The following is a 24,026-nucleotide window of genomic DNA, read 5'->3' on the forward strand; positions in this document are numbered from 1 at the left end:
CGAAGCATCCTCGTATTCTATCCGACGTCGGGGCGACGTGCGGCGAGGGCCACCACCTCGGCCGCGGCGCGCGCGACCTCGTCGTTGACGACCCGGTAGTCGAACTCGTTCTGCGCCGCGAGTTCGGTGCGGGCGGTGCGGAGGCGCCGCGCCCGTTCCTCGGCATCCTCGGTGCCACGGCCGACGAGGCGCTGGACGAGTTCGTCCCAACTCGGCGGCAGCAGGAACACGAGCGTCGCCGAAGGATCGGCGGCGCGCACCTGTCGGGCGCCCTGCAGGTCGATCTCCAGCAGCGCCGTGCCGCCGTCGGCGAGCACGCGCTCGATGGGCTCGCGGGGTGTGCCGTAGCGGTGCCTGTTGTGCACTGTCGCCCACTCCAGCAGCTCCCCCTCCGCGACGAGCCGGTCGAACTCGGCGTCGTCGACGAAGTAGTAGTGCTCACCGTCGACTTCACCCGGACGCGGCGCGCGTGTGGTCGCCGAGACCGACAGGTGGATCTCGGGGAAGTGCTCCTTGATGTACGCGGCAACCGTGCCCTTGCCGACGGCCGTGGGACCGGCGAGCACGACGAGACGGCTGCGCCCGTCGCGCGGGCCCGGCTCGGGCCATCGCGCGTCGAGGTAACCGCGGAGCGCGTCGCGTTGGCGGGAACCCAGACCCCCGAGGCGCTTCACGGCAGAGATGCCGAGCGAGGCGAGGATGCGATCGCGCTTGCTCTCCCCGATCGCGGGGATCGCGGTGAGGAACTCGGTCACGCGCATCGCGCCGGCCGCGGACAGCGGGTCGGCGAGTCCACGGCGCAGCAGCTCCTGCGGGGTGATGACGCGCGTGGACACGTCGCGCTTGAGCGCGGCGCGCTCGCGGCGGGCGGCGACGGCGCGGCGGGACGCCGCGGCGCGGTCGACCTCGGGCGGACGACGGGAATCAACCATTCAGGGCCTCCCGGTACAGGTCGGCGCGGGCGGTGATCCGGTCGGCGAGGCGTGCGGGGCCGACAGCGAGGACGCTGCGGCTCTCGTTGGCCACGACGGCCTTCGCGACGTACCCGAACAGGCGGCGGAGGTCGGCGGGATCGGCTCCCTGCGCCCCGAAGCCGGGCGCGAGGATCGGCATCCCGGCCAGCGTCACGTCGCCGAGACCGAACGCGGCGCGGTCGACGGTGGCGCCCACGACGACGCCGATCGAGCCGAGCGCGCCGGGTGCGCCGATGTTCGCCTCGTTGACGTCGTGGGCGACGCGCGCGGCCACGTACTCGTGGTCGCCGACGGCGAGGGCGTCGTCGACGATCGCGCTCTGCACGGGCCGCGCCTCGGGGTTGCTCGTGGCGGTGAGGACGAACGCACCCTTGCCGTGGCGCACCGCGAACGAGAGGGTCGAGCGCAGCGAATCGGGGCCGAGGTAGGGCGTGAGGGTCACGGCATCCGCCTCCAGGGGCGAGCCGGGCTCGAGCCACGCCGCGGCGTAGCCCTCCATCGTCGTACCGATGTCCCCGCGCTTCGCGTCGGCGATCACGAGGAGCCCTGCGGCGCGTGCCGCGGCCATCACGTCCTCCAACGCGGCGAAGCCTCTCGAGCCGTAGCGCTCGTAGAACGCGACCTGCGGTTTGACCACGCCGACCCGCTCCGCGGCGGCCTCGACCACCCGCAGGCCGAACTCCCGCGCGCCCTCGGGCGTGGCATCCAGCCCCCACGCCGACAGCAGCGCGGCGTGGGGGTCGATGCCGACGCACAGCGGACCCCGGGTCTCGAGGGCTGTCGCCAGGCGCTGGCCGAACGTCTCGCTCACAGGCGACCCGCGCGGTCGACGGCGTATTCCTGGAGGCTGCGGACCGCGAAGCCGTCCTTCATCGCGCCCAGGGCACTCACGGCGGCACCGAGCACGGCCATCGTCGTGAACAGCGCCTTGTCGGCGGCGACGGCCGCGGCACGGATCTCGTACCCGTCCGCGCGGGCCGTTCCGCCGCTCGGCGTGTTGACGATCATGTCGATCTTGCCGTCGTTGATGAGGTCGACCACGTTCTGCTCGCCCGAGCCCTGCGTCTCCGAGTACTTCTCGACGACCTGGACCCGGATTCCGTTGCGGGCGAGGATCTCGGCCGTGCCCTGGGTGGCCATGAGTTTGAAGCCGAGCTCCTGCAGCCGGTGGGCGGGGAGGATGACCGCGCGCTTGTCGGCGTCGGCGACGGAGATGAACACCGTGCCCGAGGTCGGCATGCCGCCGTACGCGGCCTCCTGCGACTTCGCGAATGCCGTGGGGAAGTCGCGGTCGATGCCCATGACCTCGCCGGTCGAGCGCATCTCGGGTCCGAGCACCGAGTCCACGGTGCGGCCGTCGGCCGTGCGGAACCGCTTGAACGGCAACACGGCCTCCTTGACGGCGACCGGGGCGTCGAGCGGCACGCGCGAGCCGTCGCTCTCGGGCAGCAGGCCCTCGGCGATGAGCTCGGCGATCGTGGTGCCGGTCATGATGCGGCTGGCGGCCTTGGCGAGCGGGATGCCGAGCGCCTTGGACACGAACGGCACGGTGCGGCTCGCGCGGGGGTTCGCCTCGATGACGTAGAGCACGCCGGCCGAGATCGCGAACTGGACGTTCAGGAGGCCCCGAACGCCGACGCCCCGCGCGATCGCCAGGGTCGCCTCGCGGACGCGGTCGACCTCGGTGCGGCCGAGGCTCACGGGCGGCAGGGTGCAGGACGAGTCGCCGGAGTGGATGCCGGCTTCCTCGAGGTGCTCCATGACGCCGCCGATGTACAGGTCGGTGCCGTCGAACAGCGCGTCGACGTCGAGCTCGATCGCGTCGTCGAGGAAGCGGTCGACCAGGAGCGGGAGGCCGGGGCCGATGATCGCCTGGTCGGCGACGCGGACGAAGTAGTCGCGCAGCGCGTCGGTCGAGTACACGATCTCCATGCCGCGGCCGCCGAGCACGAAGCTCGGGCGCACGAGCACCGGGTAGCCGATCTCCTCGGCGACCGTGACGGCCCCCTCGACGTCGATCGCGGTGCCGCTGCGGGGCGCGACGAGACCGGCGTCGTCGAGCAGACGCGAGAACAGCTCGCGCTCCTCGGCGAGGTCGATCGCCTCGGGGCTGGTGCCGAGGATCGTGTAGCCCGCGGCCTCGATGCCCTTGGCCAGGCCGAGCGGCGTCTGTCCGCCGAGCTGGCAGACGACGCCGAGGATCTCACCGGACCGGCTCTCGGCGTGCAGCACCTCGAGCACGTCCTCGAGCGTCAGCGGCTCGAAGTACAGGCGGTCGCTCGTGTCGTAGTCGGTCGACACGGTCTCGGGGTTGCAGTTGACCATGATCGTCTCGTAGCCGGCATCCGACAGTGCGAAGGATGCGTGCACGCACGAGTAGTCGAACTCGACGCCCTGGCCGATGCGGTTCGGGCCCGAACCGATGATGACCACCTTGGTGCGGTCGGACGGCGTGACCTCGGTCTCCCAGTCGTAGCTGGAGTAGTGGTACGGCGTGAGCGCCGGGAACTCCCCCGCGCACGTGTCGACCGTCTTGTACACCGGACGCACGTCGAGCGCGTACCGGATGCCGCGCACCTCGGCCTCGTCGAGACCGCGCAGCTGCGCGATCTGGACGTCGCTGAAGCCGTGCTCCTTGGCGAGGCGGAGGGTGTCGGCATCCAGCTCGCCGGCCGTGCGGATGATCTCGGCGACCTCGTTGATGAGGACGATCTGGTCGATGAACCAGGGGTCCATCGCGGTCGCCTCGAATGCCTGCTCGGGCGTTGCGCCGAGGCGCAGCGCCTGCTGCAGCACGACGATGCGGCCGTCGGTCGGCGTCTTCGAGATCTCGAGGAGCTCCTCGACCGACCGCGACTCCTCGCCCCAGTGGAAGCTGGAGCCGCGCTTCTCGAGCGAGCGCAGCGCCTTCTGCAGGGCCGTGGTGTAGTTGCGGCCGATCGCCATCGCCTCGCCCACCGACTTCATGGTGGTGGTGAGGGTCGTGTCGGCGGCGGGGAACTTCTCGAAGTTGAACCGAGGCACCTTGACCACGACGTAGTCGAGCGTGGGCTCGAAGCTCGCCGGCGTCACCTTCGTGATGTCGTTCGGGATCTCGTCGAGGCGGTAACCGATCGCGAGCTTCGCCGCGATCTTCGCGATCGGGAAGCCCGTGGCCTTCGACGCGAGCGCCGAGGAGCGCGAGACGCGCGGGTTCATCTCGATGACGATGATGCGGCCGGTAGCGGGGTCGACGGCGAACTGGATGTTGCAGCCGCCGGTGTCGACGCCCACCGCGCGGATGATGTCGATGCCGATGTCACGCATCTTCTGGTACTCGCGGTCGGTGAGGGTGAGCGCCGGGGCGACGGTGATCGAGTCACCGGTGTGCACGCCCACGGGGTCGACGTTCTCGATCGAGCAGACCACCACCGTGTTGTCGTGCGTGTCGCGCATGAGCTCGAGCTCGTACTCCTTCCACCCGAGGATCGACTCCTCGAGCAGGACCTCGTGCGTCGGCGAGTCGTGCAGACCCGCGCCGCCGATGCGGCGGAGGTCGGCCTCGTCGTACGCGAAGCCCGAGCCCAGGCCGCCCATCGTGAACGAGGGGCGGACGACCAGCGGGTAGCCCAGCTTCTCGGCGCCGGCGAGCAGCTCGTCCATCGAGTGGCAGATCACCGAGTCGGCGACGTCCGCGCCGGACTCGATCACGAGCTCCTTGAAGATCTGACGGTCCTCGCCCTTACGGATGGCATCGACCTTCGCGCCGATGAGCTCCACCCCGTACTTGACGAGGATGCCGCGGTCGTGGAGCGCCATGGCCGCGTTCAGGGCCGTCTGGCCACCGAGCGTGGGGAGGATGGCATCCGGCTTCTCCTTCGCGATGATCGTCTCGATCACCTCGGGGGTGATCGGCTCGATGTACGTCGCGTCGGCGAAGTCGGGGTCGGTCATGATCGTCGCCGGGTTCGAGTTGACGAGGATCACGCGCACGCCCTCCTCGCGGAGGACGCGGCAGGCCTGGGTGCCGGAGTAGTCGAACTCGCAGGCCTGACCGATGACGATCGGGCCGGAGCCGATGACGAGGACGGAGCGGATGTCGTCGCGCTTAGGCATTCTTCTTCGTCTCCTGAGTCGCGAGCACCATGTCGCGGAAGCGGTCGAACAGGTAGTTGGCGTCGTGGGGACCTGCGGCGGCCTCGGGGTGGTACTGCACGCTGAACGCCGGGATGTCGAGGGCGCGCAGGCCCTCGACCACGTTGTCGTTGAGGCCGATGTGGCTCACCTCGACGCGGCCGTAGCCGTGCGGGCTGTCGACGACCGCGTCCAGCGGCGCCTCGACGGCGAAACCGTGGTTCTGCGACGTGATCTCGACGCGGCCGGTGGTCTTGTCGAGCACCGGCTGGTTGATGCCGCGATGGCCGAACGGCAGCTTGTACGTGCCGAAGCCGAGGGCGCGGCCGAGCAGCTGGTTGCCGAAGCAGATGCCGAAGAACGGCAGGCCCTCGTCGAGCACCGCACGGAGCAGCTCGACGTGCTGGTCGCTCGCGGCCGGGTCGCCCGGGCCGTTGGAGTAGAACGCCGCGACCGGCTCGATCGCGCGGATCTCGTCGATCGTCGCCGACTGCGGGAACACGTGCACGTCGAACCCGCGGGCGGCGAGGTTGTCGATCGTGGACTGCTTGACGCCCAGATCGAGCACCGCCAGGTTGCCGATGCGCTCGGCGGTCGCCGGGGTGACCTCGACCTCGGTGACCGACACCTCGGCGGACAGGTTGCGGCCGACCATGCCGGGGGCGGCGAGCACCCGGCGCAGCTGCTCGTCCTCGTCGAGGTTCACCGCGTCGCCCGAGAAGACGCCACCGCGCATGCTGCCCGACGAACGGATGCGGCGCGTGAGCGCGCGGGTGTCGATGCCGGAGATGCCGACGATGCCGTCCTCGACGAGGGCATCGTCGAGCGAACGGTTGGCGCGCCAGTTCGACACGACGCGCGAGGGGTCGCGCACCACGTAGCCGGCGACCCAGATGCGGCGGGACTCGGGGTCTTCGTCGTTCACACCCGTGTTGCCGATGTGCGGGGCGGTCTGCAGCACGATCTGACCGGCGTACGAGGGGTCGGTGAGGGTCTCCTGGTAGCCGGTCATGCCGGTGGCGAAGACGACCTCGCCGAAGGTCTCGCCGCGGGCGCCGTACGCGCGCCCGGGGTAACGGGTGCCGTCTTCCAGCACCAGGACGGCGGGTTCGCGCGAGATGCGCGGAGGGGAGATCAGGGCGGTCATGCGTCGCTTCCTGTCGAGATGAGCGGACGGATGGCGTCGGCGAGGGATCGGGCCGAGGCATCCTGGGGTCGGAGGTAGGTGTCGACGACGGTGTCGTCGTCGATGCGCCAGCTGACGCGCGTCAGGCCGTCGCGCTCCACCACGCGGTCGATGGCGACCGTGGCAAGGGCAGCGTCGACGAGGCGGTCACGGGTGAGCGCGATGCGAGGCAGGCCCGGCAGGTCGAGGGCGATCCCGGCCGAGGTGACCGTGACGTCCACGCGGGAGCGGAACGCGAGGCCGCGGATCGCGAGGCGCTCCAGGGGCTCGTCGTGCCGTGTGGTCGCGACGTACAGACCCGGGAACACACCCGTCTCCACGGCGCCGTCGGGAAGCTCTCCCACCGGGGCGGAGTAGCGCGCATCGCGCCGCGTTCGTCGGAGCCAGGCCAGGGCGAAGACCGCCAGCAGGACGACGGCGACACCCGCCATCACCAGCAGGGCGCCCTCGCGCGTCACGCGAGCACCCCCGGCGCCTCGAGCACCGCACCGTCGACGACGGTCGGGATGCCGGAGCGCACGGTCCAGCGGATCTCGCCCGGCAGCTCGCGACCGAGGTACGGCGAGTTCTTGCTGCGACCGCGGAGGTCGCCGAGCCCGAATGTGCGCGCGGGGCGCGGGTCGTACAGCGTGAAGCTCGCGGGGGTGCCGGCGGTGAGCGGAGTGCCGTGGCCGTCGAGACGGCCGATGCGGGCGGGCGTGCGCGACATGACGCGGGCGACGTCGATCCACTCCAGCAGCCCGGTCTCGACCATGGCCTGGTGGACGACGCGCAGCGCGCTCTCGAGACCCACCATGCCGTTCGCGGCGGCGGCCCACTCGCACGACTTCGCCTCGGCGGGGTGCGGCGCGTGGTCGGTCGCGACGATGTCGATCGTGCCGTCGGCCAGACCCTCGCGCACCGCGAGCACGTCCTCCTCGCGACGCAGCGGCGGGTTCACCTTGAACCGCGCGTCGTAGTCGCGCACGAGCTCGTCGGTGAGCAGCAGGTGGTGCGGCGTCACCTCGGCGGTGACGTTCACACCGCGCTTCTTGGCCCAGCGGATGATGTCGACCGACCCCGCGGTCGACAGGTGGCACACGTGCAGGCGCGAGCCCACGTGCTCGGCGAGCAGCACGTCGCGCGCGATGATCGACTCCTCGGCGACCGCCGGCCACCCCGCGAGCCCCAGCTCGGCGGACACCGCGCCCTCGTTCATCTGTGCGCCCTCGGTGAGCCGCGGATCCTGCGCGTGCTGCGCGATCACGCCGTCGAACGCCTTCACGTACTCCAGCGCTCGCCGCATGATGAGCGGGTCGAAGACGCAGAAGCCGTCGTCGCTGAAGACGCGGACACGGGCGCGCGAGTCGGCCATCGCGCCGAGCTCGGCGAGGCGCTGGCCCTTCTGCCCGACCGTCACGGCGCCGATCGGCTGCACGTGGACGTAGCCCGCGGCTTCGCCGAGTGCGAGCTCCTGCTCGACGACTCCGGCCGTATCGGCGACGGGCGACGTGTTCGGCATCGCGAAGACGGTGGTGAAGCCGCCGGCTGCGGCGGCGCGGGATCCGGTGGCGACGGTCTCGGATGCCTCGTACCCGGGCTCGCGCAGGTGCACGTGCAGGTCGACGAGTCCGGGGAGGGCGATGAGCCCGTCGGCATCCACGACCGTCGCTCCGGCCTGCGAGAGGCCGGTTCCGGTCTCGGCGATGACGCCGTCGCGGACGAGGAGGTCGGTGGCATCCCGACCTTCGATCCGCGCGCCGCGCACCAGGAGGGTGTGGGAGGGGGCGTGGCTCATCGAAGGTCCTCTTTCTCGGAGTCGGTCCGCGCGCCCGCCAGCAGCAGGTACAGCACGGCCATGCGCACGGAGACGCCGTTCGCGACTTGCTCGAGAACCGTCGAGCGCGGCGAGTCGGCGGCTTCGGCGGAGATCTCCAGACCGCGATTCATCGGGCCGGGGTGTAGAACGATGCTACCGTCCGGCAGCGCGTCCAGGCGCCGCGCGTCGAGACCGTAGCGGCGGGAATACTCCCGTTCAGTCGGGAAATACGCGGCGCTCATCCGCTCGAGTTGAATGCGGAGCATCATGAGCGCGTCGGGACCGGTCGCGATCCCGCGGTCCAGGTCGTACTCGACCTCGACCGGCCAGCCGCTGACGTCCTGCGGCACCAGCGTCGGCGGCGCGACGAGCGTGACGTGGGCGCCGAGCGTGTGCAGCAGCCACACGTTCGAGCGCGCGACACGTGAGTGCAGTACGTCGCCGACGATCGTGACCCGGATGCCGTCCAGCCCGCGCCCGCGGCTGTCGTCGCCGAACAGGCGCTTGCGGATCGTAAAGGCGTCGAGCAGCGCCTGCGTCGGGTGCTCGTGCGTCCCGTCGCCGGCGTTCACCACTCCCGCGGTGATCCAGCCGCTGGTGGCGAGGGTGCGCGGAGCCCCGGACGCGCCGTGGCGGATGACGACGGCATCCGCCCCCATCGCCTGGAGGGTCTGCGCGGTGTCCTGGAGCGACTCGCCCTTGCTGACGCTCGAGCCCTTCGCGGAGAAGTTGATGACGTCGGCGCTCAGGCGCTTGGCGGCGGCCTCGAACGAGATGCGGGTGCGGGTGGAGTCCTCGAAGAAGAGGTTCACCACGGTCTTGCCGCGGAGCGTCGGCAGCTTCTTGACCTCACGGCGCTGCGTGTCGGCCATGTCTTCGGCGACGTCGAGGATCTCCAGCGCTTCGGCGCGAGTGAGGTGCTGGGTGTCGAGGAGGTGCCTCATGATTCGATCGTCACCTCCTCGATGCCGTCGACCTCGGCGAGACGCACGTTCACGCGCTCGTCGCGGGCGGACGGGAGGTTCTTGCCGACGAAGTCGGGGCGGATCGGCAGCTCGCGGTGGCCGCGATCGATCAGCGTCGCCAGTCGCACGGCGGCGGGGCGCCCGATGTCCTGCAGCGCGTCGAGCGCGGCCCGGATGCTGCGACCCGAGAACAGCACGTCGTCGACCAGCACGACGACCTTGCCGTCGATGCCACCCGCGGGGATGCGCGTCGCCTGCGGCGCCCGCGTGGGATTGCGGTGCAGATCGTCGCGGTACATCGTCACGTCGAGGGCGCCGACCGGGACGGCCGCTCCCCCGAACTCGCTGATCAGCGGCGCGATGCGATCGGCGAGGGTGACACCGCGAGTCGGGATCCCGAGGAGGACGAGTCCTTCCGGCCCTTTATTGGACTCCAGGATCTCGTGCGAGATGCGCGTCAAAGCGCGGGCGACGTCGGCATCGTGCATGACGGTGCGCGTACTCATCCGCTGCTCCCTTCTCCGCCTCACAGGACGGGGTTAAAGGTTGCCGTGGTTCTGTACCGAGTGTAGCGGGTGTGGATGACGGATGCCGGGTGTGCCGGGCTGTGCAGGAGGGGTGGCGCGGACGTATGGCGACGGAGCAGCCCGCGCGCCGGGAGGAGATTCGGCGGGCGGAGGATGGATGCCGCGGTTTCGGTCCTCCGGTGCCCGGATCTCCTCCGCTCACCGCCGCAGCCGTGGCCGGCTACTCCAGCACGACGAGCCGCTGCGTCGCGCGGGTCATCGCGACGTAGCGATCCACCGCGCCCGTGATCCCATCCCCAACGCGAGAGGGCTCGACGAGGACGACGAGGTCGAACTCCAGCCCCTTCACGCGCTGCGGGTCGAGCGACGAGACCCGCTCGCGCGGCGCGAACTCCGGGGCGCCGATCACCACCGCGGTCCCCTCGGTGGCTTCCCGCTCCCACGCGGCGACGATTTCGGCGAGGTCGGAGCGCGCGCCGTACTCCACGGGAACGCCCGTCCGTCGGATGGACTCCGGCACGTTCGCGTCGGGCAGCACGGCGCGGATCACCGGGGCCGCGGCATCCATCACCTCCCCCGGGGTGCGGTAGTTCACGTGCAGCGTCGCGGTCCGCACCCGTTCGACGCCCACCCGCGCGAGCCGGTCCTCCCACGACTCGGTGAAGCCGTGGCGCGCCTGGGCGCGGTCGCCCACGATCGTGAGGCTCCCGGACGGGCAGCGTCGCAGCAGCATGCGCCACTGCGCGTCGGTGAGTTCCTGCGCTTCGTCGACGATGACGTGGGCGAACGGGCCGGCGAAGGGATCGAGGATGGATGCCGCGGGCCTCTCGAGCGTCCGGCGGAGGTCCTGCCCGCGCAGCATCGACATCACCCGCATGTCGCCGTCGTCGGCCGCGATGAGGTCGGTCACGACGTCGGACATCATCCGCCGCTCTTCCGCAGCTTCCCGCCGCGCCCGACGCTCCGCGGCTTCCCGGCGCGGATCGCCCACCTCCTGGCGGGCGGCGTCGAGCAGCGGCAGGTCGGCCTCGGTCCAGGTCTCCGGCACTCCGCGGGCGACGAGCGCCGTGAAGTCGTCGGCTGCGAGCCACGGCGCGCACCGGCGGAGCAGGGCCGCGTTCGAGAGGAGCCCCCGGAGTACGGCATCCGGGTCGAGAAGCGGCCACGCGCCGTCGAACATCGCCCGTAGGTCGTCGTCGTTCTCGAGCGCTTCGCGCGGGGATTCGTCCTCGTCCCAGTCCGAGCCGTAGGCGTCGAAGTCGTCGCGCGAGCGGGAGGCCTCACCCCACCCTTCGTCCCATGCGTCGGTCGCACCTCCGCGCAGCTCGTCGTCGACGCGTTCCTCGAGCAGCGTGAGCAGCCGCTCCCACGCGCGCGTCCGCAGCTCGTTGTGGCTGACGACACCGACGCCCTCGAAGAGCTCCGCCCACTCGGCCGCGTCGACGACGACGGTGCCCCACGCGGTGTCCACGGGCGTGCTCCGGGTCGGCGGACGCTGCCACCGCCGCACGGCGGCGCCGACCGCGTCGATCATGCGACCGTCGCCGAGCACGCGGCGAAGGCGCGGATCGGGTTCGGGGTTCACACGCTCCTCCCCCGCGAGGTCGTTCACCGCACAGACGAGGGCGCCCTCCTCGCCGAGGCCGGGCAGAACGTCGTCCACGTAATCGACGTACGGGCGGTGCGGTCCGACGAAGAGCAGCCCTTCACTCTCCCCCTGCATCCGCGGGTCCGAGTAGAGCAGGTACGCCGCACGATGCAGCGCGACGACGGTCTTCCCCGTCCCCGGACCGCCGTCGACGACGAGCGCTCCGCGGGCGTGCGCGCGGATGATGGCATCCTGATCGGTCTGGATCGTCGCGAGAACGTCGCGCATCTTGGGCGATCGACTGGCGCCCAGGCTCGCGATGAACGCCGACTGGTCGTCGAGCGCCGCCCCCGCGTCGGGGCCGTCGCCGAAGACCTCGTCCCAGAAGTCCACGATCCGTCCCGCGCGCCAGCGGTAGCGCCGGCGGCTCCGGAGCCCCTCCGGGTGCGCGGCCGTCGCCGCGAAGAAGGGACGGGATGCCAGGGCCCGCCAGTCCAGCAGGAGCCGTTCGCCCGTGGCATCCACGATCCCGAACCGGCCGACGTACGTCACCGTGCCGGTCTCATCGACCATCCGGCCGATGCAGGCGTCGAGGCCGAAGCGGCGGAGGACGCGGAGCCGTGTCGACAGCTGCTGCACCTCGAGGTCGCGTTCGAGGGCGCGCTGACCGCCCGCGTGCTCCCGACGCAGCGCGGCGAGTCGGAGCTCGACCCGCTCCCCCTCGGCGGCGAGGGCTGCCGCGATCGCGGCGAATCGCTGCGCGTCGTCGCCGATGAGCGCGGCCTTGTCGTGCAGTCGCTCGGGCAGAGCAAACGGGCTCGTGTTCGTGTGCATGAATCCCCCTTGTGCGCCAGAAAGCGTGCGCGACCTGCGATTTTGCATCACAGAGGGGGCCTTGCGGCAAGCCCGGGGTCGGGCGCGATAATGGAAGGGGAAGGGGGTCCCGGTTCTGCCCTCGCCTGACGGGCCGCCCCCGCGACGGGAGGGGATCCGGGCGACGGAGGATGGATGCCGCGAATGCGGTCCTCCCCCGGCGGAATCTCCTCCGCTCACGTGGGCCTTCCCGCGGTCCGCGCCGCGACGTCTCCGCTCACGTGGGCGTTCGCGCGTCCCGGTGCCGCGACGTTTGGTGACTCCGCGGCGACTCAGCCGGCGGCGACCTCCGCGGCCTTCTCCTTCGCCAGGCCCGACGGCGTCGAACGGATCGGGTGACCCGTGGTCGTCAGGCAGCGGCCGGAGGCGAGGTCCCACTTCCAGTCGTGCAGCGAGCACGTGAGGACGCCGTCCTGGATCTTGCCGGTCTTGGTGAGGTCGGCGCGCAGGTGCGGGCACCGGCGCTGGACGGTCCAGCCGTCGATCTCGGCATCCTCGGTCTGGTCGGACTGCTCGGCGTACCAGTTCTCGACATACTCGATGCGGTCACGCGACAGGCACTTGAGGAACGTCGTGAGGAACTCGTTGAACTTGCCCGACCGGCCCACCTCGAACTGCATCGACAGGAAGATCGAGTTCGACCAGTCGATCTCGTGATCACGGATGTTCGTCGACACGAGGTCGGCGGGGATCGTGTACCAGTAGATGCACTCCTCGCCGGCGTACTCGCGGAGCTTCGCCTTGGGGAAATCCACGACCATGTCGAGCTCGCCGATGCGGAACCGCACCATGCCGCCCACGCCGTTGCGGATCGTGCGGGCGCGACGCAGCAGCGGCTCCCACCACTCCTTCAGCGCCGCGAGCATCTCGGCCGGCGGGATGATCTCGGCACGGGATGCCTCCTCCGCCTGGATCTCGGCCTGGCGGCTGTCGCGCTGCTCGGCGAGGTAGTCCCACTTGTCGCCGAAGATCCGGTCGATCTCGGCATCCGTGAAGAGAGTCTGCGTGACGGTCACGTCAGAGCCCTGCACCTCGACCTCGGTGCCGGGGAGGAACAAGTGGCCCTGCTGATCGGGGCGCAGCTCCTTCATGTGGGCGAGGAACTCTCGCTGATCGGTGAAGATCGAGTCGTTCTCGAGGCCCGTGCCGTTGTAACGGAACAGCGCTTCGCGCAGGAACATCGGCGGGCCCGCCATGGGGAAGACGTGCGCGGCATCCACCTTCTCGATGTAGTACATCGCGCGCTTGTTCTGCGCGTCGCGCTTGAGCTGCGCGAAGTTCTGCTTGGCGTCCTGGGGCAGGTCGTAGACCATGGGCCACCAGATCGCCCCCGAGACCTGGGTGAAGTACGCGTCGGGCTTGCCGAAGTCGAAGAGCTTCTCGAGGTCGAGGGGGTGCGAGTCGTTCTGATTCAGGATGGATGCCGTGCCGTCATCGACCGACAGCGAGGAATCGCCGATGGGTCCGTCCGAGGGGGCGCGGAGCGGCGTGACCATGAGCTTCAGGTCGCCGAACTGCAGCGGCACCCCCGCCTCGGTGCGGACGAGGTTCGTGTAGCCGAGGGCGATGAGGTCCTGCTCGAGGTCGTCGGTCGGGTACTCGGGCAGCAGGACCCGGATGTCCTTCGAGACGTAGCGCTCCAGCGTGGCCGGGTCGAAGTGATCGCGGTGGCGGTGCGAGATGTAGAGGAAGTCGGCCTTGCCGAACCGCTCCCAGTCGAGCGCGCGGTTGTCGGGGAACGGGAACCACGAGCCGAAGAAGCTCGGACCGATCACGGGGTCGCAGAGGATGCTGCCGCCCGCGGTCTCGATGAACATTCCCGCGTGGCCGAGGCCGGTGATCTTCATATCGCTCCTGTCCGTGAGAACTTATCGAGTCTACGCGGGGGTCTGCTGTGCGCAGGGTGGGCGCGGCGGCTTCGCGTGCCGGCGGCGCCGCGCCGGCGCCTCAGCCGCCGAGGATCCCCCGGATGTCGTCGGCGTCCAGCGCGTTCGCGAACGCCTCGCCGTCGTCGAGCACCGCGCGCGAGAGGGCGGCCTTGCGCTGCTGCAGTTCGAGCACCTTCTCTTCCACGGTGCCCGCGGCGATGAGGCGGTAGACGAAGACGCTGTTCGTCTGCCCGATGCGGTGGGTGCGGTCGATGGCCTGCGCCTCGGCGGCGGGGTTCCACCACGGGTCCAGGAGGAACACATACTCGGCCTCCACGAGCGTCAGGCCGAAGCCGCCGGCCTTCAGGCTGATGAGGAACACGGGGGCGTCTCCCCCGCGGAACCCCTCGACGACCTCGCCGCGCCGGGAGGTCGAGCCGTCGAGGTGCGCGTAGGCGAGGCCCGCGGCATCCAGGCGTTCCGCCGCGAGATCGAGGAACGACGTGAACTGGCTGAACACCAGCGCACGATGACCCTCGGATGCCACCTCGACCAGACGTTCGAGCAGGACGTCGAGCTTCGCCGATCCCAGGTGCGCGTCGCGCTCGTCGATGAGGCCGGGCGCGAGCGCGAGCATGCGCAGCAGCGTGATCGAGCGGAACACGATGAACCGCTGCCGGTCGAGGTCGTCGAGGAGCCCCAGCACCTTCTGCCGCTCGCGCTGCAGCACGCGGTCGTACAGCTCGCGGTGCGCGGGCGTGAGGGGGACGGCGATCGTCTGTTCCTGCTTCGGCGGCAGGTCGGCGGCCACGACGTCTTTCGTGCGGCGCAGCAGGAACGGTCGCACGCGCGAGCGCAGGCGAGCGAGGCTGCCGCGGCGGTGCGCCTCGGCCGCGGCGACCGACAGCTCGGTCGGGGCGTCGGACGGCAGCTGCTCGATCGCGCGGACGTACTCCTCGCGGAATCGCCGCGCCGACGGGTACAACCCGGGCGCCACGAGCGCCAGCAGCGCCCACAGGTCGTCGAGGCCGTTCTCGATCGGGGTGCCGGTGACCGCGAAGACCGAGTCGGCGCGCAGCGCGGCGACGGCGCGGTGGATGCGTGTCGCCGGGTTCTTCACGAACTGGGCTTCGTCGAGCACCACCCCGGCCCACGCGGGAACGCCGAACTCGGCGTCGTCCGTGCGCACGACGCCGTACGGTGCGACCACGAGGTCGGCGCCGTCGGCAAGCTGCGCGATCGTCCGCGTGCGCCGCACGGAGGTCGCCTCGACCGTCACGACGCGCAGGTCGGGCGCGAAGCGGGCCGCCTCCGCGCCCCACGTCGGCAGCACCGACGTCGGCGCGACGACGAGCCACGGCCGCCGCTCCCCCGTCGCTCGGGCGTGCGCGATGAGCGCGAGGATCTGCACGGTCTTTCCGAGACCCATGTCGTCGGCGAGGATGCCACCGAGTCGGTGCGCGTGCAGCAGCGCGAGCCACGCGAGCCCCTCGCGCTGGTACGGCCGGAGTTCGGCGCGGAAGCCGGCGGGCGTCTCGAGGGCGGGAACGGATGCCGCGTCCCGCAGCGCTCGCGCGAGGTCGCGCCACTCGACCGCGGCGGTGGACGCGTCGGCCAGGTCCTCGAAATCGCTCCACAAGGCGAGGTGTCGACGCGGGATGCGCGGGCCCGTCTCCCATTCGTCGAGCTCGGCGGCTTCCTCGAGCAGATCCCGGAGGCGTTGCAGCGACGGATGCGCGAGCGAGAACCACGCGCCGTCGGAGAGCTTGATGCGCGTGCGGCCGCGCGAGAGCGCGCTGAAGAGCGTGCCGAACGGGATCGTCCGGCCGTCGATCACGACGACGATGCCGAGGTCGAACCAGTCGCGGTCAGGCGACGGCACCGCGGTGATCGTGAGCGACGGGTCGCCGCGCAGCTCGCGGAACGCCGGGACGGTTCCGCGCGTGACCACGCGCACATCGTCGAGGACGTCGAGGGCCGGAAGCACCCGCGTCGCGAACGCGGCGGCGTCCGCGTCGCGCAGCACCTCACGGGCGTTGACCGGCAGATCGGCGCGCTCGGTCCACGTCGTTTCCACCCGGCCCGCGATCTCGCCCTCGGCGCGGGAGTCGCGCTCGTGGTCGGCCGGCGTTCCGTAGGCCGCGCGGATGCCGCCCGGGTACACCCAGTCGAGCACGTACTCGACGGATTCGTCGTCGCGGTACGACACGGTGACCTCGAGCGTCGGCCGCGGCGGAGGAGGCGCCGGGACGCCCGGCGCCACGGCGAGCGGAACCCGCCGCGCGAGCCGCGGGTAAGCGTCGGCGAGGAACTCCCCCGCGTCCTCGGCCGGCACGACGACCGGACCCTTGCTCAGCAAGGCCGACAGGGGCTCGGGCAGCGCGACCGGACTCAGGACCAGCGGGATCGGGTCGCGGTCGACCTCGAACGAGAAGATCCCCGCCGTGCCCAGGGGCCGCACGTGCGTGGCATCCACGGCTCGTCCGTCGATCTCGATCGCCGCCGCGAGACGCAGTCCTCCGCCGGACGCGGTCTCGACCGACACGCGCGCCGTCCCCTCCGACGCGAGGTGCACGCTCTGCTGCGGGTGCATCGGAACCAACGGGATGCCGAGCCCCGCCGCCGCGCGCAGGTGCGGCCAGAGCAGGGGCGACGCGATCGCGTCGAGGGCGACGGTGTCGCTTGCGGCGACGAACGGTCCGGTCGTGCGCATCGCCTGCGCGAGGGCGTGGAGCTCGGCGAACCAGCCGATGTGCGCCGGGTCGAAGCGGCCGGTGGATCGACGGACCGCGTCCCACGTGGCATCCGCTCGGATCCAGGTGTCGCGCGCACCGCGCACGAGCGGTCGGGCGACGAGCTGCAGTTCGTCCTGCCGCCGCGCGAGCATGCGGGGCGTGACCGGGTCGACGGACCGGGCCTCCCACCGCCCGGGGTCGTACGCCTCGCGCTGGCGCAGCTCGATGCCGAGCGCGAGCGCGTCGAAGCCGGGGCGCTCGGCGTCGGGCAGGAGGCCGCGCCAGGTGCTCATGCGGTGATCCTGACAGGGGGCACCGACATGGGCACCGTGCGCTGCTTCAGTGTCCAAGACACGCGGATGCGACGCCGCCCTATCCGCGTGTCTTGGACACTCAACGCGCCCGAAGCGTCCTCCACGCGCCACGACCCCACCCGCGAACGCAACGACGCGACCCGCGAGGAACGCGGGCCGCGTCGGAACACGTCGGTGGGGATCAGGACGAGCGGGCGATCCGGGCGAGGACGCCGTGCACGAACGAGCCGGAGTCGTCGGTCGAGAACTCCTTCGCGAGCTCCACGGCCTCGTCGATCGCGACGGCGGTGGGCACCTCGTCGTTGTACAGGATCTCCCACGCGCCGATGCGCAACAGAGCGCGGTCGACGGCGGGCATGCGCTGCAGCGACCAGTCCTTCGCGAACGTCGTGATCTGCTCGTCGATCGCCTCGCGGTTGTCGATCACGCCGTCGACGATGTCACGGGCGTACAGCCACGACGCCTGGCGGTCGGGCTCGGACGCGGCGCGCTTCGCCTCGACCGCGAGCATCACGGGAAGTTCCTCGCCGCGGACGTCGGCCTGGAAAAGGATGTCGAGCGCGCGCTTGCGCGCCTTGCTACGGGCGCTCAAGGTCAGTTGATGCGGCCGAGGTACTCGCCCGTGCGAGTGTCGACCTTGATCTTGGTGCCGGTCTCAAGGAACAGCGGGACCTGCATCTCGTAGCCGGTCTCGACGGTGGCGGGCTTGGTGCCGGCCGAGGAGCGGTCGCCCTGCAGACCCGGCTCCGTGTAGGTGACCTCGAGCACGACGGACGGCGGGAGCTCGATGTACAGCGGGTTGCCGTTGTTCAGCGCGATCTGCACCTGCTGGTTCTCGAGCAGGAAGTTGGCCGCGTCGCCCACGGTCGCCGCGCCGACGGTGATCTGGTCGTAGTCGGCGACGTCCATGAAGACGAAGCCTTCACCGTCGTTGTACAGGTACGTGAAGTCGCGGCGGTCGACGTTCTCGATGTCGACCTTGGCGCCGGCGTTGAACGTGCGGTCGACGACCTTGCCGCTCATGACGTTCTTGAGCTTCGTGCGGACGAACGCGCCGCCCTTGCCCGGCTTGACGTGCTGGAACTCCACCACGCTCCAGAGCTGACCGTCGATGTTGAGGACGACGCCGTTCTTGATGTCTGCGGTGGATGCCATGAGGTTCGATGTTCCGTTTCGTGAGTCGGTGGGGCGTCGCGTCGGCGCTCGCCCAGCGATCGAGTCTACGCGATGGGTCGCTCAGCCGTCGGCGCGGCCGCTGATGACGTCGACGAGCAGGTCGACGGCCCGCGCGTATCCGGGCACGCCCTCGCCGATGACGTGCACCGCCGCGACGTCCTCGATGTAGGAGAAGTGGCGGAAGCTCTCGCGCTCCTTGATGTTCGAGATGTGCACCTCGGCGACCGGAAGAGCCACGGATGCCAGGGCGTCGCGCAGCGCGACCGACGTGTGCGTGAACCCTCCGGCGTTGATCACGATGCCGGCGCAGTCGAGTCGGGCGGCGTGGATCGCGTCGATGAGCACCCCCTCGTGATTGCTCTGGATCGCGCGGACCTCGAGACCGCGGCGGTGGGCGGCCTCGGTGGTCACGCGTTCGACGTCGGCGAGGGTGTCGCGTCCGTAGATCTCGGGCTGGCGGGTACCGAGCAGGTTGAGGTTCGGACCGTTGACGAGGAGAAGGCGACGCGGCGTGCTCACCCCGAGCACGCTATCAGCGCGCTGGGTCGTGGCATCCCCCGTCTCACGTGCGCCGAAGTTCGCAGATTCGCACGTTCCTCGCAGAATCCGGCCGTAATGCTGCGAGATTCGCGGGATTCTGCGAACGAGCGCGTGGCCGACCGGATGCCGGGGCCTTACGCCCCGACCTCCTGATACGCCGCGAACAGGAGCGACTCGTCAGGGGCCTGCAGCACCGTCGGGCGGGCGAGGTCGTCGAGCACGATGAAGCGCAGCATGCTGCCGCGGGACTTCTTGTCGCGCTGCATCGTCGCCTTGAGCGTCTGCCACGCGCCGGCGCGGTAGGTCGTCGGGAGCCCGAGGGACTCGAGCACATCGCGGTGGCGCTGGGCGACGTCGTCGGAGAGGCGTCCGGCAAGGCGCGACAGCTCCGCGGCGAACACCATGCCGACGGAGATCGCGGCGCCGTGGCGCCAGCGGTACCGCTCGGCGTGTTCGATCGCGTGGCCCAGTGTGTGCCCGTAGTTGAGGACCTCGCGGAGCCCCGCCTCGCGCAGGTCCTCACCCACGACCCGCGCCTTCATGTCGATCGCGAGCTCGATGCAGCGGCGGAACGCGTCCCCCCGCGGGTCGACGATCCCGGACGGGTCGGCCTCGATGAGGTCGAGGATCTCCGGATGCCAGATGAACCCGGCCTTCACGACCTCGGCGAAACCGGCGGTGGCCTCGTTCTTCGAGAGCGTGTCGAGCAGGTCGAGGTCGCATACGACGGCGGCGGGCGGCCAGAAGGCACCCACGAGGTTCTTGCCCTCCGCGGTGTTGACGCCCGTCTTGCCGCCGACGGCCGCGTCGACCATCGCGAGCACCGTCGTCGGCACCTGCACCACGGCGACGCCGCGCAGCCACGTCGCGGCGACGAACCCGGCGAGGTCGGTGACGGCTCCGCCGCCGAAGCCGATGACGGCATCCGTCCGCGTGAAATCCGCTTGGCCCATGACCTGCCAGCAGAACGCGGCGACCTCGATGCGCTTGCCCGCCTCGGCATCCGGGATCTCGGCGAGCAGCACCTGCCGGTCGCCGACGAGCTGGGCGCGCAGGGACTCCGCCTGCGCCGCGAGGGTCGGCGGGTGCACGATGAGCACCTTCTGCGCCGCCGCGGGCAGCTTCTCGCCGAGCGTCGCGAGCAGGCCGCGCCCGATCGTGATGTCGTACCCGGGGTCGCCGGCGACGGTGATGGTCGTGGTGTCGGTCATGGGGTCTCCTGGGCCGGGACGGGGCGCGCCCAGGCCACGATGTCGTCGACGACGCGGGCGAGCGGACCCGACGACGTGTCGAAGGCGATGTCGGCGGTCGCTTCGTAGATCGGTCGCCGTTCTTCGTAGATGCGGAGCCAGCGCTCCGCCGGGTCCTCGCCGCCCAGCAGCGGGCGTTCGTCGCCGTGGATCCGGGATGCCACGACGTGCGGCGCCACGGTCAGCAGCACCACGCGATGCTGCGCCAGCCGCTCGCGGGTGACCGGGTCGAGCACCGCTCCTCCGCCGAGCGCGACGACACCGCCCCGCTCGAGGGCTTCGGCCACGGCATCCCGCTCGAGGGAGCGGAAGTGCGCCTCGCCGTGCGCGCGAAACAGGTCGGGGATGGGGCCGTGGTCGCGCACGACGATCTTGTCGGTGTCGCTGAACGGCTCGCCGAGGGCGCGCGCGACGCGCCGCCCGACACTCGTCTTGCCCGCACCCATCGGTCCGATGAGCACGAGCGCGCCGCCGGCCTCAGCCGAGGTCATGCGCGAGCAACGCCGCGTCGGAGGCGTCCGTGGTGCGCAGCGTCTCGGGCAGGTGCGCGAGGTACGCCTCGAGGTTACGGCGCGTCTCGGCGACGTTGTCGCCGCCGAACTTCTCCAGCACCGCGTCGGCGAGCGTGATCGCGACCATCGCCTCCGCCACGACACCCGCGGCCGGGACCGCGCAGACGTCGGAGCGCTGGTGGTGCGCGGCGGCCGTGTCGCCGGTGGCGACATCGACGGTGCGGAGGGCGTGCGGGACCGTGGCGATGGGCTTCATGCCCGCGCGCACCCGCAGCACGGTGCCGGTCGACATGCCGCCCTCGGTGCCGCCCGCGCGGTCGGAGGAGCGGGTGATGCCGTCGTCCGTCGCGAAGAGCTCGTCGTGCGCCTGCGACCCGCGGCGGGTCGTGGTGAGGAAGCCGTCTCCGACCTCGACGCCCTTGATGGCCTGGATGCTCATCAGAGCCTGGGCGAGCTTGGCATCCAGTCGACGATCCCACTGCACGTGCGAGCCCAGACCCGGCGGGAGGCCGTACGCGAGGACCTCGACGATACCGCCGAGCGTGTCACCGGCCTTCTTCGCGTCATCGACCTCGGCGACCATCGCCGCGGAGGTGTCGGGGTCGAAGCACCGCAGCGGATCGGCGTCGAGGAGGTCGACGTCGTCGGGCGTCGGCAGCGCCGCACCCTCGGGCACGCGAACGGGGCCGATCGAGAGCGTGTGGCTGACGAGCCGGATGCCGAGCTCGCCGAGGAACGCGCGGGCGACGGCGCCGAGCGCGACGCGGGCCGCGGTCTCGCGGGCGGACGCGCGCTCGAGGATCGGCCGCGCCTCGTCGAAACCGTACTTCTGCATGCCGACGAGGTCGGCGTGGCCCGGGCGGGGGCGCGTGAGGGCGGCCCCGCGACCGCGCGAGCGGTCGGACAGCTCGACCGGCTCGGGGCTCATGACCTCGACCCACTTCGGCCACTCGGTGTTGCCGATGCGCAGCGCGATGGGGCTGCCGATCGTGAAACCGTGCACGATGCCGGTCGAGAGCGTGAGCTCGTCCTCCTCGAACTTCATGCGCGAACCGCGGCCGTAGCCGAGCTTGCGACGAGCGAGGTCCGCGCGGATCTGCGCGGGCGAGATCGGGACGCCGGCCGGCATCCCCTCCATGAGGGCGACCAGTTCGGGGCCGTGGGATTCCCCGGCCGTGAGCACGCGAAGCATGCCCCTATCCTCCCACGAGCGCGGCGCGCATCGTGGCGAGCACCGTGTCCTCGCGCTCGAGCGGGACGGTGGGGTCGCCGCCCACGAACACGCGCACCTGCAGCAGGGCCTGGTGCAGCAGCATGGGCAGACCGTTGATCGCCGCGTTCCCCGCCGCGAGCCACTGCTCGGCGAGCGACGTCGGCCAGTTGCCGTACACGACGTCGACGAGCAGCCCGCCGTTCTCCACGAGGGGACGGATGCCAGGACCGGCGTCGACGTTCCCGGGCAGGGCTCCGATGGTGACGTCGACGGGCTCGGGCTCGCCCGGGGAGTCGAACGACGAGGGCACAACCTCGACGCCCACCGAGGCACCGAGGTCGCGCAGCGGGTCGACGGCCTCGGGGCGCCGGGCCACGACCTCGACGCGCGGGGCGCCGAGCTCGGCCAGCGACAGCACCGCGGAGGTCGCGGTCGCACCGGCCCCGAGGATGCGCGCGGCCCGAGGCCGCGTGACGCCCGCCTCGCGCAGCGCGCGCGCCAGTCCCCCGACGTCGGTGTTGAAGCCGTGGGGGCCGTCGTCCGTCAGCAGGTACGTGTTCACCGCGCCCGTGCGGCGCGCCGCGTCGTCGAGGGACACCGCCGACCGCGCGGCGACGTTCTTCAGCGGCATCGTGAGCGAGAGGCCCCGCCACGTGGCATCCAGGTTCTCCACCGCGGCGGGAAAACCCGCCTCGGTGACGCGCTGTCGGCCGTACGCCCACGGCAGGCCCAGCTCGCGGTACGCCGCCGCGTGCAGCTCCGGCGACCGCGAGTGGTCGATCGGGTCTCCCCAGACGGCGAGCCGGGTGCCGGTCAGCATCCGCTGTTCGGGTTCGCGCGGCACCAGTCGCGGAACTGCTGGACAGCCTTCTCCTGGTCGGCGTACGTGGTCGAGAACACCGTCTCGCCCGTGTCGAGGTTGACCGTCGTGAAGTAGTACCAGGTGCCGTCGACGGGGTGCATGGCCGCGTCGATGGCGAGGTCGCCGGCGTTCGCGATCGGACCGATGGGCAGGCCCGGGCGGATGTAGGTGTTCCACGGGTTGTCGCTGGTGAGGGCGTTCTCCGACGACGACGAGCTGCCCGCGCCGATCTCCCCGACGCCGTACTGCGCCGTCGAGTCCATCTGCAGCAGACCGTGGGTCTCGTCGTTGTCCGGCTGGAGGCGGTTCTCGATCACGCGCGAGACCTTGTAGAAGTCGTCGGAGTTGCGCGCCTCGCGCTCGATGATCGAAGCGATGATCAGGATCCGTTCGCGATCAGACTCCGGCACCCCGGCCTGGTCGAGCGACTGCACCGTGCGCTGCACCATTCTCTGGATGACCTGCGTCGCCGTGACCCCGTCGTCGAAGTCATAGGTCGCCGGGAAGATCCATCCCTCGAGCGTGGATGCCGACACCCCGTACTGTGACGGATCGGCCACCGCCGCTTCGAAGTCGGCGCGCGGGATCGTCAGCTGCTCGGACATCGCGTCGAGGGACTGCTCGAGCGTGAGGCCTTCGCGCAGTTGGACCGAGTGGTTCAGGCGGGTCGCCGGATCGCGGAGCGCCGTGAGCACCGCCGGGGACGACATCTGCTGCTGCAGCTTGTATACGCCCGGCTGGAACGTGAAGGCCACGTTGTTCTGCACCATGTACTTGTACAGCGAGTCGGACTGCTTGGTGATGCCGGCCTCGAACAGCTTCGGCGAGACCGACTCTCCGGTGTCGCCGGAGACGATCGTGACACGCGCCTCGCCGGTGGCCATACCCTCGGCGTAGTCGGTGGGTTCTCCCGTGCCGAGGAACTCGCGCACGCGGTCGCCGTAGGTGTTCCAGAGCGCGAACCCGCCACCGACGATTCCGCCGATGATCACGAGCACGACCGCCAGGGCGATCCAGCCGCCCACGCGGCGGCGCCGCTTCGGCGGCGCGGCCCACTGCACGTCGTCCGAGTGGGCGCGACCGGAGAAGAGGTCATCGAGCGACCCGGATGCGACGCCTCGGTCACCGGCGGCGGCGGTCGCAACGCCGACGGTCGCGGTCTGTTGCTGCGGACCGGGTTCGGGCTGGCGCCGCGGCGTGGGCTGCCACGCCGCGACGGGCTCGGGCCGCCGCTCCTCAGCCGGGGCGCCGATCGGCGTGGTCTGCGCCGCGGCCCGCGGAGCGGGCACCGGTGCCGTCGGCGGGGTGGGGGTGACGCCGCTCTGCGTCTCGGGAGTCTGCGGAGTGTCGCCCGTCTGGGCTCGCCGGGCCTCGCGGGCCGCGCGGCGCGAGGGCGGCGGAGAGGAGGCGTCCGGCGCGGGGGCCCCGGCGGTCGCGCCGCTGCGGGCCGTGGCATCCGTCGCTCCGGATCGGGGGTCGGGAAGTCGGCCGTACAGCTCGGCGAACGGATCGGTGGGGTCGTTTTCGGGCAT

At 71.2% G+C, this 24,026-nt stretch carries 19 protein-coding genes; all 19 read right to left on the reverse strand.

Annotation, left to right across the window (positions count from 1 at the left end; genetic code table 11):
• Window positions 1–17 precede the first annotated feature (17 nt).
• The 19 genes from gmk to mltG all read right to left on the reverse strand — a co-directional run bounded on the left by gmk (window position 18) and on the right by mltG (window position 24,026).
• Entirely contained in the window at window positions 18–932 is a 915-nt protein-coding gene (gene gmk / locus AVW09_RS14285) for a guanylate kinase (RefSeq protein ID WP_063258700.1), read from the reverse strand.
• On the reverse strand, window positions 925–1,785 hold the full coding sequence (pyrF, locus tag AVW09_RS14290; RefSeq protein WP_063258701.1) for an orotidine-5'-phosphate decarboxylase: 861 nt from the start codon (window positions 1,783–1,785) through the stop codon (window positions 925–927). The genes gmk and pyrF overlap by 8 nt, the downstream gene beginning before the upstream one ends.
• Complete coding sequence (gene carB / locus AVW09_RS14295) at window positions 1,782–5,069, reverse strand: carbamoyl-phosphate synthase large subunit (protein WP_063258702.1); 3,288 nt, start codon at window positions 5,067–5,069, stop codon at window positions 1,782–1,784. Before carB ends, pyrF begins: the two co-directional genes overlap by 4 nt.
• Window positions 5,062–6,234: a glutamine-hydrolyzing carbamoyl-phosphate synthase small subunit gene (carA, locus tag AVW09_RS14300; RefSeq protein ID WP_063258703.1), complete on the reverse strand. Its 1,173-nt coding sequence runs from the start codon at window positions 6,232–6,234 to the stop codon at window positions 5,062–5,064. The genes carB and carA overlap by 8 nt, the downstream gene beginning before the upstream one ends.
• Complete coding sequence (locus AVW09_RS14305; RefSeq protein ID WP_063258704.1) at window positions 6,231–6,731, reverse strand: PH-like domain-containing protein; 501 nt, start codon at window positions 6,729–6,731, stop codon at window positions 6,231–6,233. Before AVW09_RS14305 ends, carA begins: the two co-directional genes overlap by 4 nt.
• A complete protein-coding gene (locus tag AVW09_RS14310) occupies window positions 6,728–8,050 on the reverse strand; it encodes a dihydroorotase (protein WP_063258705.1) in 1,323 nt (440 codons plus the stop codon). The genes AVW09_RS14305 and AVW09_RS14310 overlap by 4 nt, the downstream gene beginning before the upstream one ends.
• Complete coding sequence (locus AVW09_RS14315; RefSeq protein ID WP_063258706.1) at window positions 8,047–9,015, reverse strand: aspartate carbamoyltransferase catalytic subunit; 969 nt, start codon at window positions 9,013–9,015, stop codon at window positions 8,047–8,049. The genes AVW09_RS14310 and AVW09_RS14315 overlap by 4 nt, the downstream gene beginning before the upstream one ends.
• Entirely contained in the window at window positions 9,012–9,542 is a 531-nt protein-coding gene (gene pyrR / locus AVW09_RS14320; protein WP_063258707.1) for a bifunctional pyr operon transcriptional regulator/uracil phosphoribosyltransferase PyrR, read from the reverse strand. Before pyrR ends, AVW09_RS14315 begins: the two co-directional genes overlap by 4 nt.
• A 241-nt stretch (window positions 9,543–9,783) precedes the next feature.
• A complete protein-coding gene (gene helR, locus AVW09_RS14325; RefSeq protein ID WP_063258708.1) occupies window positions 9,784–11,985 on the reverse strand; it encodes an RNA polymerase recycling motor ATPase HelR in 2,202 nt (733 codons plus the stop codon).
• Window positions 11,986–12,296: 311 nt separating this feature from the next.
• Window positions 12,297–13,871 (reverse strand): MBL fold metallo-hydrolase, encoded by a 1,575-nt coding sequence (locus AVW09_RS14330; RefSeq protein WP_063258709.1) that lies wholly within the window; start codon window positions 13,869–13,871, stop codon window positions 12,297–12,299.
• Between the two features lie 100 nt (window positions 13,872–13,971).
• Window positions 13,972–16,920, reverse strand: coding sequence for a DEAD/DEAH box helicase (locus tag AVW09_RS14335; RefSeq protein WP_063258710.1), 2,949 nt, complete (start codon window positions 16,918–16,920; stop codon window positions 13,972–13,974).
• A 202-nt stretch (window positions 16,921–17,122) separates the two neighbouring features.
• On the reverse strand, window positions 17,123–17,533 hold the full coding sequence (gene nusB / locus AVW09_RS14340; protein WP_063258711.1) for a transcription antitermination factor NusB: 411 nt from the start codon (window positions 17,531–17,533) through the stop codon (window positions 17,123–17,125).
• A 2-nt stretch (window positions 17,534–17,535) separates the two neighbouring features.
• Complete coding sequence (gene efp / locus AVW09_RS14345; protein WP_063258712.1) at window positions 17,536–18,096, reverse strand: elongation factor P; 561 nt, start codon at window positions 18,094–18,096, stop codon at window positions 17,536–17,538.
• A gap of 81 nt (window positions 18,097–18,177) precedes the next feature.
• Complete coding sequence (locus AVW09_RS14350; RefSeq protein ID WP_063258738.1) at window positions 18,178–18,636, reverse strand: type II 3-dehydroquinate dehydratase; 459 nt, start codon at window positions 18,634–18,636, stop codon at window positions 18,178–18,180.
• Window positions 18,637–18,791: 155 nt separating this feature from the next.
• Window positions 18,792–19,868, reverse strand: coding sequence for a 3-dehydroquinate synthase (gene aroB, locus AVW09_RS14355; RefSeq protein WP_063258713.1), 1,077 nt, complete (start codon window positions 19,866–19,868; stop codon window positions 18,792–18,794).
• Window positions 19,865–20,398 carry a shikimate kinase gene (locus tag AVW09_RS14360; protein WP_063258714.1) on the reverse strand — a complete coding sequence of 178 codons (534 nt, stop codon included), beginning with the start codon at window positions 20,396–20,398 and terminating at the stop codon, window positions 19,865–19,867. The genes aroB and AVW09_RS14360 overlap by 4 nt, the downstream gene beginning before the upstream one ends.
• Complete coding sequence (aroC, locus tag AVW09_RS14365; RefSeq protein WP_063258715.1) at window positions 20,385–21,611, reverse strand: chorismate synthase; 1,227 nt, start codon at window positions 21,609–21,611, stop codon at window positions 20,385–20,387. Before aroC ends, AVW09_RS14360 begins: the two co-directional genes overlap by 14 nt.
• 4 nt (window positions 21,612–21,615) lie before the next feature.
• Window positions 21,616–22,452, reverse strand: a complete 837-nt coding sequence (locus AVW09_RS14370; protein WP_063258739.1) for a shikimate dehydrogenase family protein — start codon at window positions 22,450–22,452, stop codon at window positions 21,616–21,618.
• Window positions 22,446–24,026 carry an endolytic transglycosylase MltG gene (mltG, locus tag AVW09_RS14375; RefSeq protein ID WP_063258716.1) on the reverse strand — a complete coding sequence of 527 codons (1,581 nt, stop codon included), beginning with the start codon at window positions 24,024–24,026 and terminating at the stop codon, window positions 22,446–22,448. The genes AVW09_RS14370 and mltG overlap by 7 nt, the downstream gene beginning before the upstream one ends.

Origin of the sequence: Microbacterium sp. T32 (genome assembly GCF_001619615.1) — a bacterium.
Lineage (GTDB): Bacteria > Actinomycetota > Actinomycetes > Actinomycetales > Microbacteriaceae > Microbacterium.